The organism is Arthrobacter sp. Y3221048 (genome assembly GCF_059092685.1).
The window spans coordinates 603,737-621,180 of sequence record NZ_JBNHHX010000002.1 but is presented as its reverse complement, the minus strand read 5'-3'; the positions used below and the strand labels follow the sequence as shown (position 1 = coordinate 621,180).

General features: G+C 67.8%; 13 protein-coding genes. 6 read left to right on the top strand and 7 right to left on the bottom strand.

Annotation, left to right across the window (positions count from 1 at the left end; all coding sequences use genetic code 11):
* Positions 1-20: 20 nt before the first annotated feature.
* From mgrA to glgX, 5 genes are read right to left on the bottom strand one after another with little or no spacing between them, the layout of a single operon-like run.
* The gene (gene mgrA, locus AC5RVS_RS07625) at positions 21-1,061 is read right to left on the bottom strand and encodes an L-glyceraldehyde 3-phosphate reductase (protein WP_493988950.1); all 1,041 of its coding nucleotides are present in this window, start codon (positions 1,059-1,061) and stop codon (positions 21-23) included.
* A gap of 23 nt (positions 1,062-1,084) precedes the next feature.
* Entirely contained in the window at positions 1,085-2,794 is a 1,710-nt protein-coding gene (locus AC5RVS_RS07620; RefSeq protein WP_494107679.1) for a bifunctional ADP-dependent NAD(P)H-hydrate dehydratase/NAD(P)H-hydrate epimerase, read from the bottom strand.
* 14 nt (positions 2,795-2,808) lie between these two features.
* Positions 2,809-4,614: a malto-oligosyltrehalose trehalohydrolase gene (treZ, locus tag AC5RVS_RS07615; RefSeq protein WP_494107678.1), complete on the bottom strand. Its 1,806-nt coding sequence runs from the start codon at positions 4,612-4,614 to the stop codon at positions 2,809-2,811.
* Positions 4,611-6,920 carry a malto-oligosyltrehalose synthase gene (treY, locus tag AC5RVS_RS07610; RefSeq protein ID WP_494107677.1) on the bottom strand — a complete coding sequence of 770 codons (2,310 nt, stop codon included), beginning with the start codon at positions 6,918-6,920 and terminating at the stop codon, positions 4,611-4,613. Before treY ends, treZ begins: the two co-directional genes overlap by 4 nt.
* Positions 6,917-9,175, bottom strand: a complete 2,259-nt coding sequence (gene glgX / locus AC5RVS_RS07605; RefSeq protein WP_494107676.1) for a glycogen debranching protein GlgX — start codon at positions 9,173-9,175, stop codon at positions 6,917-6,919. Before glgX ends, treY begins: the two co-directional genes overlap by 4 nt.
* Before the next feature lie 292 nt (positions 9,176-9,467).
* Between glgX and AC5RVS_RS07600 the strand changes: the two genes are divergently transcribed.
* The 3 genes from AC5RVS_RS07600 (at position 9,468) to AC5RVS_RS07590 (ending at position 12,280) form a co-directional block, all read left to right on the top strand.
* Positions 9,468-11,153 (top strand): glycoside hydrolase family 10-like protein, encoded by a 1,686-nt coding sequence (locus tag AC5RVS_RS07600; RefSeq protein WP_494107675.1) that lies wholly within the window; start codon positions 9,468-9,470, stop codon positions 11,151-11,153.
* Positions 11,154-11,169: 16 nt separating this feature from the next.
* Complete coding sequence (locus AC5RVS_RS07595) at positions 11,170-11,535, top strand: MmcQ/YjbR family DNA-binding protein (protein WP_494107674.1); 366 nt, start codon at positions 11,170-11,172, stop codon at positions 11,533-11,535.
* A 184-nt stretch (positions 11,536-11,719) separates the two neighbouring features.
* Entirely contained in the window at positions 11,720-12,280 is a 561-nt protein-coding gene (locus tag AC5RVS_RS07590) for a dihydrofolate reductase family protein (protein WP_494107673.1), read from the top strand.
* 33 nt (positions 12,281-12,313) lie between these two features.
* Here AC5RVS_RS07590 and AC5RVS_RS07585 read toward each other — a convergent pair whose 3' ends face one another.
* Together AC5RVS_RS07585 and glmS are read right to left on the bottom strand one after the other, a co-directional pair.
* The gene (locus AC5RVS_RS07585; protein WP_493988942.1) at positions 12,314-12,664 is read right to left on the bottom strand and encodes a holo-ACP synthase; all 351 of its coding nucleotides are present in this window, start codon (positions 12,662-12,664) and stop codon (positions 12,314-12,316) included.
* A gap of 240 nt (positions 12,665-12,904) precedes the next feature.
* Positions 12,905-14,806, bottom strand: coding sequence for a glutamine--fructose-6-phosphate transaminase (isomerizing) (gene glmS, locus AC5RVS_RS07580; protein ID WP_494107672.1), 1,902 nt, complete (start codon positions 14,804-14,806; stop codon positions 12,905-12,907).
* Between the two features lie 152 nt (positions 14,807-14,958).
* Between glmS and coaA the strand changes: the two genes are divergently transcribed.
* From coaA to mscL, 3 genes are all read left to right on the top strand, one after another.
* On the top strand, positions 14,959-15,936 hold the full coding sequence (coaA, locus tag AC5RVS_RS07575; protein WP_493988940.1) for a type I pantothenate kinase: 978 nt from the start codon (positions 14,959-14,961) through the stop codon (positions 15,934-15,936).
* 1 nt (position 15,937) lies between these two features.
* Entirely contained in the window at positions 15,938-16,846 is a 909-nt protein-coding gene (locus tag AC5RVS_RS07570) for a M15 family metallopeptidase (RefSeq protein WP_494107671.1), read from the top strand.
* Between the two features lie 67 nt (positions 16,847-16,913).
* Positions 16,914-17,312: a large conductance mechanosensitive channel protein MscL gene (gene mscL / locus AC5RVS_RS07565; RefSeq protein ID WP_493988938.1), complete on the top strand. Its 399-nt coding sequence runs from the start codon at positions 16,914-16,916 to the stop codon at positions 17,310-17,312.
* The last annotated feature ends 132 nt before the right edge of the window (positions 17,313-17,444 follow it).

Sequence of the window (17,444 nt, the reverse complement as noted above, 5' to 3'; positions counted from 1 at the left end):
CGGCCGACCAGCCACCCCCCCTAGCCCTTCGGCTTCCAGATGTTGATGTCGGAGTCCACCGCGAACCGGTTGATCGCGTCGGCTTCCTCGGTCGTGAAGTCCAGTTTGGCCACGGCGGCGAGGCTGTCCTCCAGCTGCTGCACGCTCGAGGCCCCGATCAAGGCCGAGGCGACGGGAGCGCCCTTGGCTTGCCGGCGAAGCACCCAGGCGATGGCCAGCTGCGCCAATGACTGGCCGCGGTCGGCCGCCAGTTGGTTCAGGCCGCGGACGCGGTCCAGATTCTCGTCGGAGAGCATCTGCGGGAACAGCGACTTGTCCTGCGCGGCGCGGGAGTCTTTGGGGACACCGTTCAGGTAGCGGTCCGTGAGCAAGCCTTGGGCCAGCGGCGAGAACGCGATGCAACCCATGCCTTCGTCCGCCAGGACTTCCAGCAGATTCGGGCTGCCGCCTTCCACCCAGCGGTTGAGCATGGAGTACGACGGCTGGTGGATCAGCAGCGGGGTCCCCAGCGCGCGCATGATCCGTGCGGCTTCCCGGGTCTGCTCGGCCGTGTAGGAAGAGATGCCCGCGTACATGGCCTTGCCGGAGCGGACGGCTTGGTCGAGCGCCCCCATCGTCTCTTCAAGGGGGGTGTTCGGATCGGGCCGGTGGCTATAGAAGATGTCCACGTAGTCCAGGCCCATCCGCTTCAGCGAGGCGTCCAGGCTGGAGAGGAGGTATTTGCGCGAACCCCACTCGCCGTACGGGCCAGGCCACATCAGGTAGCCGGCCTTGGTGGAGATCACCAGTTCGTCACGGTAGGGCAGGAAATCCCTGCGCATGTGCCGGCCGAAATTGGTTTCGGCGCTGCCCTCCGGCGGGCCGTAGTTGTTGGCCACATCGAAGTGCGTCACCCCGAGGTCGAAGGCCCGGCGCAGGATGGCGCCCTGCACTTCGAACGGCTTGTCGTCGCCGAAGTTGTGCCAGAGGCCCAGCGAGACGGCAGGCAGCTTCAGTCCGCTGCGGCCCACCCGGCGGTAGGGGATGTTCTGGTACCGGTTCTCGTCAGCCTCATACGCCATCCCTTCATCATGCCATCGTGCGGCTACCGGTTCCGACCGGCGATGATCCTGCCCACAACCGCGGGCAGGACGGCGCTGACATCTGAGGCGGCCAAGGGTGCCCCCGGTGACGACGACGGCGAGGCCCGCCTTCCGGCGCGTCCGCCACGGCTCTCCGTCCCCCGCGGCTGCAGCGGCGCCCCGCTGTCCCGCCCTGCACTGCCCTGCCCCGATGCCTCCGTCGCGGCGAGCCCGTGCAGGCAGGCTGCCATGGCAGCCACCACCGCACCGTGCTCGGCCGCGGCGAACCCGGCCGCGTCCAGGTCTTCGGTCCGGATGGTCGCGGCGAGCGCGCCGAGGATCCCGGCCAGCGTGTCGCCCGACCCTGCCGTGGCCAGCCATGCCGGCCCGTCGTCCTGGCTGAACAGGGCGCCGTCCGGTGCGGCGATCACCGTCACGGACCCCTTGAGCAGCACGGTGGCCCCTGTGAGCCCGGCGGCCAGGGCGGCGAACTCTGCGGGTGCCGCTTCGATATGCTCCCGGTCGGTCTCCACGCCCTGGGCTTTGAGGATGCGCACCAGTTCGCCGGCGTGCGGCGTCAGGACCACCCGGGGTCCCGGCTCCGCGGGCAGCACGTCGAAGGCACCGGCATCGGCAATCACCGGCAGCCCGGAAGCCAGGGCATCCCCGGCGCGCCGGCGCTGGTCCGCGTCGCCGTCGGTTCCAGGACCCACCAGCCACGCCTGGACATGGGAGTCGGCGACGGCATCCTGCGAGCAGACTGCTTCGGGGGTCAGCGCGTTGATCTGGCGGCAAACCTCGGTCGGGCCGAGATAGCGGATCATGCCCACACCGGTGGCGGCCGCCGCCCGGGTCGCGAGCAGCGCAGCCCCGGGATAGGACGCAGATCCGGCGGCGACGCCGAGCACCCCGCGGGTGTACTTATGGTCGGTTCGGCGCGGCACGGGCCACAACCGGGCCAGATCCCGCGCCTGGAGCCGCCGCAGCCGCGGCGCCGGAAGCAGCTGCCCGATGCCGATATCCACCGTTTCGACCCGACCGGCGAGCGCCGCGGCGGGATCCAGCAGCAGGCCGGTCTTGGCGCCGCCGAAGGTGACAGTGAGGTCCGCCGGGAGCACGGGTTGGTGCACCTCGCCGGTCTCGGCGTTGACGCCACTGGGCAGGTCGCACGCCACGACGTGCGGGCGGCGACGGTGGCCCTGCCCGGCTTCGAGGACCGCCCGGACCAGCTCCCGGGCAGGTCCCCGCAGCGCCCCGGACGCGCCGCTGCCCAGAATCCCATCGACCAGCACGTCTGCGGCGGAACAGGTCTCGACTGCCTCGCGGATTGCCGCCGCCTCGCGAAGCTCCGGAGCCTCGGAACCCTCCGGTACCTGGCGGACCGGGTCCCCGCCGGCTCCTTCCGCCGCCAGCCGCAGCACCGATCCTCCTGCCCGCTCGAAGGCGGCCAACGCCCCCGCGTGCACCCGCTCCGAGGTGAGCACCGCCGTCGCCATGGCGCCGCGGCGGGCCACCGAAGCCGCGGCGAAGAGGGCGTCGCCGCCGTTGTTGCCGCTGCCGGCCAGCACCACCAGCCGGGCACCATAGACCCCGCCCCGGGCGCGCTTGAGTTCCCGGATGACGGCGGCCGCCAGCCCGGCCGCGGCGCGGGCCATCAGCAGCGGTCCTTGCCCGGCGTCCAGCAGCGGCCGTTCGGCGGCGCGGATGTCCTCCGGAGACCAGGCTCGGATCATGCCATCCTCCCGGTTCAGCGGGCGGGGCCGCTGCGGACTATGGCGGCCGAGTGTGCCGGCAGCACCAGCCGACCGGATGCAACGGCGTCCCCGGACGCAGTCCAGGCTGTGCCGGCGTTGCCCCCGGCGGCGAGCTTGGCGCCGTCGTCGGTCGCCAGGACCAGGGTGCCCGTCCCGGCTGGGAGCCGCCGTGGCTCGGCGGAGAAGTTGCAGCAGATCGCGAAGGAGCCCCGACGCAGGATCAGCCAGCCTTCCTCCGCGTCTGACTCTACCGACGCGGACGCGAAGTCCGGTTCCGTCAGCTCAGGATGCTGCTTTCGGAGGGCGATCAGCCGGGTGTAGAGCTCGAGGAGCCGGGCATGGTCACCCGTTTGCGGCTCGGCCCAGTCCAGCTTGGAGTTGCGGAACGTCGCCGGGTCCTGCGGATCGGGCACTGCCTCCGGGTCCCAGCCCATCCGCTCGAACTCTTTGAGCCTGCCGGCAGAGGTCGCCTCGCCGAGCTCCGGTTCGGGATGGGAGGTGAAGAATTGCCACGGCGTGGACGCCGCGAACTCCTCGCCCATGAAGACCATCGGCGTAAACGGAGACATCAGGTTCAGCACGGCGGCCAGCGCCAGCTGCCCGTAGCCGAGGGTGCCGGTGAGCCGGTCTCCGGCGGCGCGGTTGCCGATCTGGTCGTGGTTCTGGGTGCAGACCACCAGTTGCCGGGCCGTCACCCGGTCCTTGTTGATGGGCCGGCCGTGGTGCCGTTCCCGGAACGAGGAGTAGCTGCCGTCGTGGAAGAAACCGTCCCGCAGCACCTTTTCCAGCGCTCCCAGGCCGGCAAAGTCGGCGTAGTAGCCGCTGGTTTCGCCGGTGAGGTTCACGTGCACGGCGTGGTGGAAGTCGTCGCTCCACTGGCCGGCCAGGCCGTAGCCGTTTACCTCCCGGGACTCGATCAGCCGCGGATTGTTGAGGTCGGATTCGGCGATCAGGAACAGCGGCTTATCCAGCTCGGCGGCGCATTCGTCCGTCGCCTTCGCGATCTCCTCGAGGATGTGCACGGCGCGTTCGTCCCGCAGCGCATGCACCGCATCCAGGCGCAGGCCGTCCACATGGTAGTCGCGGAACCACATCAGCACGTTGTCGGTGATGAAGCGGCGGACCTCGTCCGAACCGGGTCCGTCCAGGTTCACGGAGTCGCCCCAGGTGTTGGCGCTGCCGCTGCTCAAATACGGCCCGAACCGCGGCAGGTAGTTTCCGCTGGGACCCAGGTGGTTGTACACCACGTCCTGGATGACACCGATGCCGTTGGCGTGTGCGGCGTCCACGAACCGCTGGTAGGCGGCCGGCCCGCCGTAGCTTTCCTGCACGGCGTACCAGAGCACGCCGTCGTAGCCCCAGTTGTGCGTGCCGTTGAACGCGTTGACCGGCAGCAGTTCCACATAATGCACCCCGAGCCCGGCCAGGTAGTCGAGCTTGGCCGCGGCGGAATCCAAGGTGCCCTCGGATGTAAACGTGCCGATGTGCAGTTCGTAGATCACCCCGCCGAGCCCGGGTGAAACCCAGTCCTGGTCCTGCCAGGGGTGGGCCCCGGCGTCGAAGGTCCGGGACATGCCGTGGACCCCGTCCGGCTGGCGGCGCGACCGGGGATCCGGCAGCACCGAGTCCCCGCCGTCCAGCAGATAGCCGTAGTCGGTGTCCCCCTCGGGTACGGCGGCGGGGTCGGCCAGACGCCACCAGCCGGCGTCGTCCGGCCCCTGCATCGGCAGCCGTGCGGCGCCGGCCTGCAGTTCCAGCCTGCCGGCACGGGGTGCCCACACCGCGAAGTCCCGGCTCATGACGACTCCTCCTGTTCGCGCACCAGCAGCGCCACCGGCAATTCCGCCAGCATCCCGGCCACCGGCAGGACGCCGTCGCAGGCGTGGCTCCGCCCGCTCAGCACATCGCGGTATTCTCCGGCGGGAAGGACGACGGCGGTGTCCCGCCACCCGCCGTCGCGCTGCAGCCGCACCGGCAGCCTGGTGGCCAGCGCGATGGCGCCGCCGCGGTCGAAGCCGAACGCGTGGTCGGCGGCGGGGCCTTGTACCGGAACCGCCTCGTAGCCGGTGAACAGCTCCGGCCGGTCGCGGCGCAACCGGAGGGCCCGGGCGACCACCAGCATCTTGGCCGCCGCGCCTTCGTCCACCGGCGGCGTCCCGTCCCGGTCCAGGTTGTCCAGCGCCTGGAGCCGGGCGTTGAAGTCCACCGGCCGGCGGTTGTCCGGGTCCACGAGCGAATGGTCCCAGAACTCGGTTCCCTGGTAGACATCGGGCACTCCGGGCATGGTCAGCTGGATGAGCTTGGCCGAGAGCGAGTTGCTCCAGCCGAACGGCTTGGTCTTCTCCGCCAGCCCGACCAGCAGCCGGTTCACCTCCGGGTCGTCGAAGGCCGCGTCCACGGCGGCATGGAGTTGTTTTTCGAAGTCGGGGTCCGGGTCAATCCACGAGGTGCTGTTGCCCGCTTCCCGGGCGGCCTTCTCCGCGTACGCATGGGCACGTTCCCGGCTGAACGGCCAGGCCCCCAGCGCTGCCTGCCAGAGCAGGTCCGCGAACGGCAGGTCCCCGAAGGGTGCCAGCCGGTTGAGCTCCGCCAGCCAATCCGGCCACTGGTCCGCCAGTTCGGCGAGCACCGAGATGCGGGCCCGGGTGTCCTCGCTGCGCTTCGTGTCGTGGGTGGACAGGGTGGTCATGGCGAGCGGCAGGTCCTGCTGCCGGCGGATCAACCGGGTGTGGAGCTCGAACGGCTCCACCGCGAAGATCGACGGGTCCGCCCCCACCTCGTTCAGGGACGTCAGGCGCGTATAGCGGTAGAACGCGGTGTCTTCCACTCCCTTGGCCATCACCATGCCGGAGGTCTGCTGGAACCGCACCGCGAGTTCGGTCAGCACCCCCTGCGGATGCAGCAGCGGCAGCAGGATGGTGACGGCTTCGGCCAGGTCCGGGCGGCGGACCTGGGCGGCGATCCCGGCTTCCTCCAGGTACTGCGCGCCGACCGGCAGGTAGCTCCGGTACACCGGGAAGCAGCTGAGCAGTTCGGCGATCGCATCCGCCGCCGTCTCGAAGTCCAGGCCGGCGCCGGCCGGAACCAGCCGGGCCAGGCGCAGCACCTCGGAGCGCAGGATACCGTCGGCGATGCCCCGCTTGGTGTCGTGGATCATGTGCTGGTACGGCTGGACGGGGGCCGCGTCGGTGAGGCGTTCCCGCCCGTCGGGATCGACCAGCAGCCGGTCCACGTCCGCCAGCGCGTCGTACCCGGTGGTACCCGCGCAGGCCCAGTTGGCCGGCAGCTCCTCCCCCGGCTCCAGGATCTTCTCCACCAGGACGTAGGCGCCGCCGGTCAGCTCCTGCAACCGCTGAAGATAGCCCTTCGGATCCGCCAGCCCGTCCGGATGGTCCACGCGCAGCCCGTCGACCAGGCCTTCGTCGAACCAGCGTTTGATCTCGGCGTGGGATTCATCGAAGACCCACGGCACCTCCACCCGGACGCCGGCCAGGGAGTTGACGCCGAAGAACCGGCGGTAATTAAGTTCGGCATCCGCCCGCCGCCAGTTCACCAACTGGTAGTGCTGGCGCTCATGGACTTCGCGGGCAGTAGCGCCGTCGTCGCCCGTCCCCTCGGCCAGGGGGAAGCGGTGGTCGTAGTAGCGCAGCTCCCCGCCGGCCAGTTCCAACGCCTCAAGCTCCGCGTCGCCGTCGCCCAGCACGGGAAGCCGGAGCTTGCCGCCGCCGGCGTCCCAGTCGATGTCGAACGCTTCGGCATAGCGCGACCCGCGGCCCTCGGCCAGCAGTGACCACCACCAGCGGTTGTTGGCCGCCGTGGCCACCCCCATGTGGTTCGGGACGATGTCGACCAGGACGCCCATCCCGGCCTTGCGTGCGGCGGCAGAAAGGGTCCGCAGCCCGTCGATCCCGCCCCGGGCAGGATCCACCGCGCCGAAGTCGACCACATCGTAGCCGTGATCGGAACCCGGCTCCGCGGTCAGTAGCGGCGACAAGTACACCCAGTCGATGCCGAGCCGGTGCAGGTAGGGCAGCAGCCCGGCGGCGTCATACAGCGTGAACGATTCCCTGATCTGCAGCCGGTAGGTCGACGCCGGGGCCCTCATCCTTTCGCCTGCCCCTGCTCGCCCCCGGCGACCTGCTGCCCGGGTTCCCCGGGCGGCTCGGGCCGGGCCTGCCCGGACCCGGCCGTCCGATCCGCCTCGGCCATCGCCGCAACGGAGGCGGCGACCGAGTGGTCTGGCTCTTCTTCCGGCGCCCTGTGGGCCTTGAGGACTACCGTCGACTTGGCGGCGACCGGAACCTTCGTTCCGGCCTTCAGCGGGCCGGGCAGGTGTTCGCCGCCGGCCGTGTCGATGATGATGTCCCAGGCGGCTGAATATTCCCCCGGCGGCAACACGAACGGCACCTCGTCGTCGGCGGCGTTGAAGTACACCAGGAAATGCTCATCGGTGATCCGTTGCCCGCGGTCGTCGCGCCCGCGGATGCCCTGGCCGTTGAGGAAGACGCCGATGCAGCGGCCGAGGGCCTCGTCCCAGTCCTCGGGCTCCATCGGTGTCCCCTCAGTGGTGAGCCAGACAACGTCGCTCAACGGCTCGCCCTGGCCCCGGCGGACCGGCTTTCCGTCGAAGAACAACCGCCGCCGGAAGGTCGGGTGCTCGGCCCGCAACCGGTTGATGGTGGCGACGAACTCGAGCAGCGGCTGGTCCATGTTGTTCCAGTCCACCCAGGACAGCTCCGAGTCCTGGCAGTACACGTTGTTGTTGCCCTGCTGGGTGCGTCCCAGCTCATCCCCGTGCGCGATCATCGGCACGCCCTGGCTCAGCAGCAGGGTAGCCAGGAAGTTCCGCTGCTGGCGGGCGCGCAGGGTGAGGACCGCCGGGTCATCGGAGGGCCCCTCTACTCCGCAGTTCCACGAGCGGTTGTGCGATTCGCCGTCGTTATTGTCTTCGCCGTTGGCCTCGTTGTGTTTCTCGTTGTAGGACACCAGGTCCCGCAACGTGAACCCGTCATGGGCGGTGACGAAGTTGATGGAGGCAACCGGGCGCCGCCCCGTGGCCTCGTACAGGTCCGAGGAGCCGGTGATGCGCGAGGCAAATTCGCCCAGAGTGGAGGGTTCGCCCCGCCAAAAATCGCGGACGGTGTCCCGGTACAGGCCGTTCCACTCGGTCCACAGCGGCGGGAAGTTGCCCACCTGGTAGCCGCCAGGACCGATGTCCCAGGGTTCGGCAATGAGTTTGGTTTGGGAAACGATCGGATCCTGCTGCACCATTTCGAAGAAGGTCGACAGCCGGTCCACGTCGTAGAACTCGCGGGCCAAGGTGGAGGCCAGGTCGAAACGGAATCCGTCCACGTGCATCTCGGACGCCCAATAGCGCAGCGAGTCCATCAGCAGCTGCAGCGAATGGGGATGGCGCACGTTCAGCGAATTTCCCGTGCCGGTGTAGTCCATGTAGTACTGCTGCTGGTCCTCGACCAGCCGGTAGTAGGCGGCGTTGTCGAGTCCGCGGAAGGACAGCGTCGGGCCAAGGTGGTTGCCCTCGGCCGTGTGGTTGTAGACGACGTCGAGGATCACCTCGATGCCGGCCAGATGCAGTTCCCGGACCATCGCCTTGAACTCCTGCACCTGCTGGCCGGTATCGCCGGAGGAACAATACGTGTTCTGCGGGGCGAAGAAGCCGATGGTGTTGTAACCCCAGTAGTTGGAGAGCCCCTTCTCCTGGAGCGTGCTGTCGTTGACGAACTGGTGGACCGGCATCAGCTCGATGGCGGTGACGCCCAGCTTCTGCAGATGCTCGATGACCGCCGGATGCGCGATGCCGGCGTAGGTGCCGCGCTGTTCTTCCGGGATTTCCGGGTGCAGCTGAGTCAGGCCCTTCACGTGCGCTTCGTAAATCACCGAGCGGTGGTAGGGCGTGCGCGGCTTGCGGTCGCCGTCCCAATCGAAGAACGGGTTGACGACGACGCCGAGCATCATGTGCGCCGCCGAGTCCTCGTCGTTGCGGGAATCCTCGTCCCCGAAGTTGTAGCCGAACAGTGGCTGGGCCCAGTCGATCTGGCCGCTGACGGCCTTCGCGTAGGGGTCCAGCAGCAGCTTGTTCACATTGCAGCGCTGCCCCTGGCCCGGGTCGTTAGGCCCGTCCACGCGGAAGCCGTACTTCTGGCCCGGCTGGACTTGCGGAAGGTAGCAGTGCCATACGTAGCCGTCGACGTCCTTGAGCTCGATCCTCGTCTCGGCACCGTCGTCGTCGAACAGGCACAGGAATACGGCCTCCGCTGCTTCGCTGAACACGGCGAAATTGGTGCCGTTGCCGTCATACGTGGCACCCAACGGATAGGCGTCTCCCGGCCAAACTTCCATGTGCAAACTCCTGATGATCGGTTGTGGTCCCTGATCCCTTCATACCTCATGGTCCCGACAATGGATATCCACGGTTGTCCGGCTGACGGGCAAATCGAGGCTGCGCGGCAGGCGGTTCCAGCCATCGGCCCGGTGCTCGTTGCGTTGGACACACGGGCGGTGGTCAACCCTCAAGGCCAACCCCGCCCCGGCGGCATCGCCGCGGCTGCCCAATGGTTTCAACCACTGTCGGAGGGACCAACGCGGGCGTATTGTTGAGCTACCATCAGGTTCTCGTGAGGCAGGGCTGGCCATGACTGGCAGCGATTCCGGTTCCAGAGGCGTTGTCTCCCGGCGCCAATTCACGACGGCGACGGCCCTCACCATGCTCGGCGCGGCAGGCCTGTTGGGCGGCAGCCTATCCCGCGCCGCAACCGCCCCCGGTCCCGGCGGTCCGCTCGCACTAAGCCTCGCGGCGGCGGTCATCAACAGGGTCTACCGCATCACCGCCCGTGAACGGCCGCGGGTCACGGACGCGCCCAAGCACGAGTTCCGGGGCTTCTGGCTCTCCACCGTGCTGAACATCGACTGGCCCTCGCGCCCCGGCCTGGCGGCGGCCGTTCAGCAGGCCGAACTGCGCAACTGGCTGGACCTTGCCCGCAGCCGAAACCTGAACGCCGTGCTGTTGCAGGTCCGTCCCGCAGCAGACGTCTTTTGGCCGTCGACCGCGGGAGAGCCGTGGTCCCGGTATCTGACCGGCATCCAAGGACGGAATCCCGGTTACGATCCGCTGGCCTACGCGGTCAGCCAGGCGCATGCCCGCAACCTGCACCTGCACGCGTGGTTCAACCCGTTCCGCGTGTCCATGACGGGGGACCTGGCGGACCTGATCTCCTGGCATCCGGCGCGGAAGAACCCGAGTTGGACCTTCGCCTACGGTGGCCGGCGCTATTACAACCCCGGCATCCCCGCCGTCCGCAGCTACATCATCAAGGTGATCACCGAGGTGGTGGCCAAGTACGACGTCGACGGCATCCACCTCGACGACTATTTCTATCCCTACCCGGTCGCGGGGCAAAGCATCCCGGACTCCGCCGCCTACAATGCCTACCGGTTGGCCGGCGAGAGCGTGGCGAACTTCCGGCGGCGCAGCGTCAATACTTTCGTCCGCGACCTCAGTGCCGCGATATATGCGGCCAAACCGCGGATGCTGTTCGGCATCAGCCCGTTTGGGATCTGGCGCAACCGATCGACCGATAGTTTGGGCTCCGCTACCTCCGGCCTGCAGAGCTACGACGCCACGTTCGCCGACTCCCGGCTCTGGGTGAAGCAAGGCTGGCTGGACTACGTGGTCCCGCAGCTGTACTGGCACCAAGGCAATGCGGCTGCGGACTACAACACGCTGGTGAATTGGTGGGCGGCACAGGTGAACGGCACCGTCTGCAAGCTCTACATCGGGGAGGCGGCCTACAAAGTGGGCGACCCCGCCCAGGGGGCCGACTGGCAGGACCCCCGCGAGCTGCACAACCACACGGCGAAGTGCCGGGCAACGCCGGGGGTGAGGGGCCAGGTCTACTTCTCCGCCAAGTCCGTCCGGGCCAATCGGCTGGGCAGCATCGGCCTCGTCAAGGACAAGTTCTACCGGCGCGTGGCGATGACCCCGGTGATGTCCCATCTGGGCTCCCAGCGTCCCTACGCGCCGCTGATCACCGGCGCCCGGTGGAACGGATCCGGCGTCGAGCTCATTTGGCGGGGTGCAACGAGCGGGACGCTGCCCCGGCACTATGCCATCTACCGCTGGGAGTCCACGGGCGCCGAGGCGGCGTTCATTCCCTCGCAGGCGGGAGCCCTCCGGCGCGTGCACCGCCGCCGCGGCAATCCCGAGAGCTTCGTGGACACGGGCGCCGTTCGCGGACGCACGTATTGGTACGTTGTGGTCGGCATGAGCGATCTCATGGTCGAATCGGCGGCGGCATCCGCCATCTTCATACGAGCCTGATGCTCGGTACGAAGCGATGACGCCTGCCTCCCCGTCGGATCGCGAAAAGGACCTTGTCCTGCTGGAAACTCTTGCCGGCCGGTTTTCGGATGACCCGCTGGTCGAAAGCGGCACGGTGTTCCGCAGTCCAGGACTGCGGGTGGGTGGAAAGATCTTCGCGTTCCTCGGTCATGACGACCGCCTGATCGTGAAGGTTCCGCGGCAGCGGGCGGAAGAATTTGTTGCTTCCGGAGCGGCGGAACCGGTCACGATGGGAAAGAGGACCATGAAGCAATGGGTCGCTTTCCCTGCCATGGCCAACAATTCGCCGGCGACCGAGCGGCTGTGGCTCAGCGTCGTCGACGAGGCGTATGCGTACGTCAAGAGACTGGGCGGCAACTGACGGCCGGGCACCGTTACTGCATCGCACGCTTCTCCTCGAATAGGCCCGGATCCGGTCCGTCGAACGACGACGACGAACGCGGCGGCGCAGTGAACCGGGACGACCACCCGACCTTCCGCTGATGGGGAAGGTCGGAAACAATGGGGGACGCTCCCCCGCCGTGCCGAATAGCCCAGGAGTCATCGTGGCAAAGCTGCTGTATTCCGCAATCATGTCTCTCGACGGCTACATTGCCGACCAGGACGGCAACTTCGACTGGAGCGTTCCCGACGAGGAGGTGCACTCCTTCGTCAATGACCTGGAACGACGCGTGGGCACCTATCTCTTCGGGCGCCGCATGTACGAGGTCATGGTCGTCTGGGAAACCGTGCCCACGGGCCCGGAGGTCCCGCCGGTGGAACGGGACTTCGCCGAGTCATGGCTAGGAAAGGACAAGGTGGTCTACTCCCGGACGCTACAAACGACTTCAAGCAGCCGGACACGGATCGAACGGGACTTCGATCCGGAGGCCGTGCGGCGCATGAAGGCCTCGGCATCGGCGGACCTGAGCATCAGCGGGCCCGACCTCGCCAGCCACGCTTTCACGGCAGGCCTGGTGGATGAATGCCTGTTTTTCGTCTCGCCGGTCGTGGTGGGCGGCGGGAAGCGCTTTCTGGCCGAAGACCTGAAAGTGGGCCTCGAACTGCTGGACGAGCGTCGCTTCGGCAACGGCGTCGTGTACCTGCACTATCGGGTGGTAGGTTAGCCCGCCCCACAACGGGTGTCCGCCAGCTGGCCGCTACTTCTCGGCGACCGCCATGGCTGTTGCCAGATCGCCGTCGTGGCTCATGGACAGGTGCCAGAACTTCACGCCCTTGGCCGCCGAGGCGGCGGCCACCGTGCCGGTAAATTCCGGATACGGGTCTCCGCCGGCGTCGACGCAGATGGTGCAGTCCTGCCAGTTCATGCCGGACGGGGCCCCCAGTGCCTTGGCGATCGCTTCCTTGGCAGCGAAGCGGGCGGCCAGGGACCGAGTGTTGAGTTCCCGCTCGGCCGGCGTGAACAGTCGCTCGAGCAAAGCCGGGGTGCGCTGCAGCTGACGGCGGAACCTGGAAACTTCCACCACGTCCACGCCGATGCCCACGATCATTTTTCGGCTCCCGCCCGAACGGACCACGGCGAGCGGGCACACCGCGGTGCCAGCACCGGCTCCCCCGTGGAGATCAGAGTGCACCGCACGGGCGGCACCGACAGCAGCCGGACGCGCCGCCGCAGCGCCGCCCGGCGGGCGCGGACGCGACGCTTTGGAACCGAGCAGTCCCCGATCCTGTTGTACGGAGATCGGGGCGCTGCAAAGAGTAAGCGGGTGGACATGCCTGCCAAATGCCTGTTACTCGACGGTGACGCTCTTGGCCAGGTTGCGCGGCTGGTCCACGTCGTAGCCCTTGGCCGTCGCCAGCGCGCAGGCGAAGATCTGCAGCGGGACCGTGGTCAGCAGCGGAGCCAGCAGCGTCGGCGTCTCGGGAACGTAGAAGACAAACTCCGCGAAGTCCTTGACGGCGTCGTCGCCTGCCTCGGCGATGACAATGGTCTTGGCGCCGCGGGCGCGGATCTCCTGGATGTTCGAGACGACCTTGGCGTGCAGCGAGTTGCGGCCGCGCGGGGAAGGCACCACCACGAAGACCGGCTGGCCTTCCTCGATCAGGGCGATCGGGCCGTGCTTGAGCTCGCCTGCGGCGAAGCCTTCGGCGTGGATGTAGGCCAGCTCCTTCAGCTTCAGCGCGCCCTCCATGGCCACGGGGAAGCCAACATGCCGGCCCAGGAACAGGACCGACTTGGTCTCGGCCATCCGCACGGCCAGGTCCTTGATGTCCTGGGCGTTGTCCAGCACGCTCTGGATCTTCGCCGGGATCTTGCCCAGGTCGGCCAGGATGTCCTTGATCTCGCCCTGGAACTTGTTGCCGCGCAGCTGAGCCAGGTAGAGGCCCAGCAGGTAGGCGGCGGTGATCTGCGCCAGGAAGGCCTTCGTCGAGGCGACGGCGATCTCGGGTCCGGCGTGTGTGTAGAGCACGGCGTCGGCCTCGCGCGGGATGGTGGAACCGTTGGTGTTGCAGATGGCCAGAACCTTGGCGCCCTGCTCCTTGGCGTACCGGACGGCCATCAGGGTGTCCATGGTCTCGCCGGACTGGGAAATTGCCACGATCAGGGTGTTGGCATCCACGATCGGGTCCCGGTAACGGAACTCGTGCGAGAGTTCGACCTCCACCGGAATACGGCACCAGTGCTCGATCGCGTACTTCGCCACCTGGCCGGCGTAGGCCGACGTTCCGCAGGCCAGCACAATGATCTTGTTGGCGGTCTTGAGCAGCTCCGGGTCGATCCGCAGCTCATCCAAAGTCAACCGGCCGTGCAGGTCCGAACGGCCCAGCAGGGTCTGGCCGACCGCCTCGGGCTGGTCATTGATTTCCTTCTCCATGAAGGACGGGTAGCCACCCTTCTCCGCGGCGGCGGCATCCCAGTTCACCTCGAATTCGGTGCCCTTGGCGGGATTGCCGAAGAAGTCGGTGATCTCGAAGGAGTCCGGGGTAATGGTGACGATCTGGTCCTGCTCCAGCTCCACGGCGCGGCGGGTGAAGTCGATGAAGCCGGACACGTCGGAGCCCAGGAAGTTCTCGCCCTCGCCCAGTCCGACGACGAGCGGCGAGTTACGGCGCGCGGCGACGACGACGTCGGGCTGGTCCTGGTGGATGGCCAGCAGGGTGAAGGCGCCCTCCAGCCGCTGGCAGGCGAGCTGCATGGCTCTGGACAGGGTGGCGGTGGCGGGATCCTCCGCGACCAGGGAACGGTAGAGGTCCCCGAGCAGCACGGCGGCCACTTCGGTGTCCGTTTCCGAGCGAAGTGTGTAGCCCTTGGCCAGCATGGAGGCACGGATCTCGGCGAAGTTCTCGATGATGCCGTTGTGAATCACGGCGAGCTTGTCGTCATCGGCCAGGTGCGGGTGCGCGTTTTCGTCGGTGGGTCCTCCGTGCGTGGCCCAGCGGGTGTGGCCGATGCCGGTCAGCGACTCGGGCAGCGGGTCGGACTCGAGCTCGCCCAGCAGATTGCTTAGCTTGCCCGACTTCTTCCGCGCCTCGACACCGTCGCTGGAGATGACTGCCACTCCCGCGGAATCGTAACCGCGGTATTCCAGGCGGCGAAGGCCCTCGAGAACGACGTCCAGGGCGCTGTGATCAGCAACGCTGACTCCGGCCCCGCCGTCGCGGCGGCCAACATAACCTACGATTCCACACATGGGGTTAAGGGTACCTGCCCGCGGGACCGTCACAGACAGCGCGTTCCAAACGCCATCCCGGCGGCGCCTGCGGCGGGGGGACGCGGGCACTCCGGCGCGCCGCAGTGATGCGCCTTTTGGGATTTGATTCCCGCAGCAGGCACAATTCATAGGTGACTGATGCGACACCGAAGACGACGGCGTCCAACGGTGAGAGTAACTTCACACCATTCGTTGAGCTGGACCGGCAGACCTGGTCCAGGCTGTCCAACGAGATTGAACAGCCCCTGGACCAGGACGATATCGAGCGCCTCCGGGGACTGGGTGATGCCCTGAACCTGGACGAGGTCCGCGAGGTCTACCTGCCGCTCTCCCGGCTGCTCAACCTGTATGTGGGCGCGGCCGGCGAGCTGCACAAGGCCACCACCACGTTCCTGGGCGAGACCAGCCGACGCACACCCTTCGTGATCGGCGTGGCCGGATCGGTCGCCGTCGGGAAGTCCACCACTGCCCGCGTGCTGCGCGAGATGCTGCGCCGCTGGCCGGACACCCCGAACGTGGAGCTGGTCACCACCGACGGTTTCCTCTACCCCAACGCGGAACTGGCCCGGCGCGGGCTGATGGAGCGCAAGGGCTTCCCCGAGTCCTACGACCAGCGCGCGCTGCTGCGCTTTGTGTCCGAGGTGAAGTCCGGAGCCGAGGAAGTGCATGCCCCTTGGTACTCGCACCTGACCTACGACATCGTGCCGGACAAGGAAGTGGTGGTCCACCGCCCGGATGTGTTGATCGTGGAGGGGCTGAACGTCCTGGCTCCGGCGCGCCCGCGGGCGGACGGCCGCACCGGGCTGGCGCTCAGCGATTTCTTTGACTTCTCCATTTATGTGGATGCCAAGACCTCCTATATTGAGCAGTGGTACGTCAACCGCTTCCACAAACTGCGGCGGACGTCCTTCACGGATCCGGAATCCTATTTCCACCGCTACGCCTCGCTCACGGACGACGAGGCCACCGAGACGGCGCTGGGCATCTGGCGCCGGATCAATGAACCGAATCTGAGGGAGAACGTGTTGCCGACACGCGGGCGGGCGCAACTGGTGCTCACCAAGGATGCGGACCACTCGATCCGCAGAATGCTGCTGCGGAAAACCTGACATGGCCGCCTTAAGGGCTCCGGTGCTTGCAGCCGGCGTGGCCGCCGTGCTGGCCCTGCTCACCGGTTGCGCCCCAGCGGGCGAAACCGCGCCCCCTCCCGCAGCTTCCGCCGGGGCGACGACGGCCGCACCGGTCCCGTCCGAGGGCACCACGTCCCTGCCGGTCCCCGAACAGAGCCCGAAGGTTCCCCGGGAAGACGGCGACGCCGCCGGCGGCGGCCAGAAGGACGGTGGAAACAAGGGCGGGGCCCAGGGTAGCGGGAAGAAGGACGGCGGGAAGAAAAACGGGGGCGCGCCCGGCGCCGGGGAGGACCACAGCGACCCGGCGAGCATCGCCGTCGTCGTCAACAAGGCGCGGCCGCTCAATCCGCTGGACTACTACCCCGCGGACCTGCGCCAGCCGGCGGTGAGCGTGGGTACCGGCGGGGAATCCGCGCTGCTGCGGGACGCCGTGGCGACCGCCACCGAGGACATGTTCAACGCCGCCGCTGCCGACGGCGCGTCCATGATCATGGTCAGCGGTTTCCGGTCCTACGCCACGCAGGTGAGCACCTACAACCACTGGGTGCATCAACACGGCAGCGAGATTGCCGCAGACATGATCTCGGCGCGGCCCGGTTATTCGGAGCACCAGACCGGGCTGTCCCTGGACATCGGCGACGCCACCGGGGTCTGCAACCTGCAGCAGTGCTTCGCCGACACGGCAGCGGGCAGCTGGGTGGCCAACAACGCCGCGCGCTTCGGGTTCATCATCCGCTACCCGCCCGGCGCCGAGGCCGTGACCGGTTATTCGCCGGAGCCCTGGCACCTGCGCTACGTGGGAAAGAAAGTGGCTGCGGAGATGGCCGAACGGGGCATCGAGACGCTCGAAGAGTACTTCGGATTGCCCGGTGCCGCCCGCTATTCGTGAGCGGTGACGAAGCAACTCCCCTTGCGGCGGCCTGGGTGCACGACCCCGAGGCGTTACATTTGGCCACATGATAAACGGATTCAAAGAGTTCATGATGAAGGGCAACGTCATTGACCTTGCCGTGGCCGTGATCATCGGCGGAGCCTTCGGGAGCGTGGTCAATGCCTTGGTCAAGAGCGTGCTGATGCCGTTCATCGCCGGGCTGGTCGGTTCGCCGAACTTCGACAGCTTCCTGCTGTGGAACTTCAACGGCAACAACGTCGCATTCGGCGTCCTGCTGACCGCCATCGTGAACTTCCTGCTCATCGCCTCCGCGATCTACTTCGTCATCGTGGCACCGATGAACCACATGATCGAGCGGCGCAACCGCCGCCTGGGGATCAACAAGGAAGAAGAGGCCGTCGACCCGCAGGTCGCGCTGCTCACCGAAATTCGGGACGCCCTGCAGGCGCGCAACCAGGCGTAAAAACGGCCTCCGAAGGCCTGCCGCTATGGCGCGCCGGGCCGTTCCCGCGGCGCCGAGGGAAGAGCCTGACGTTTCGGCCCGCTCGGCGTACGCTATGAGGATCACCATCGGGAGCCTGCTGGAGGGAACTCC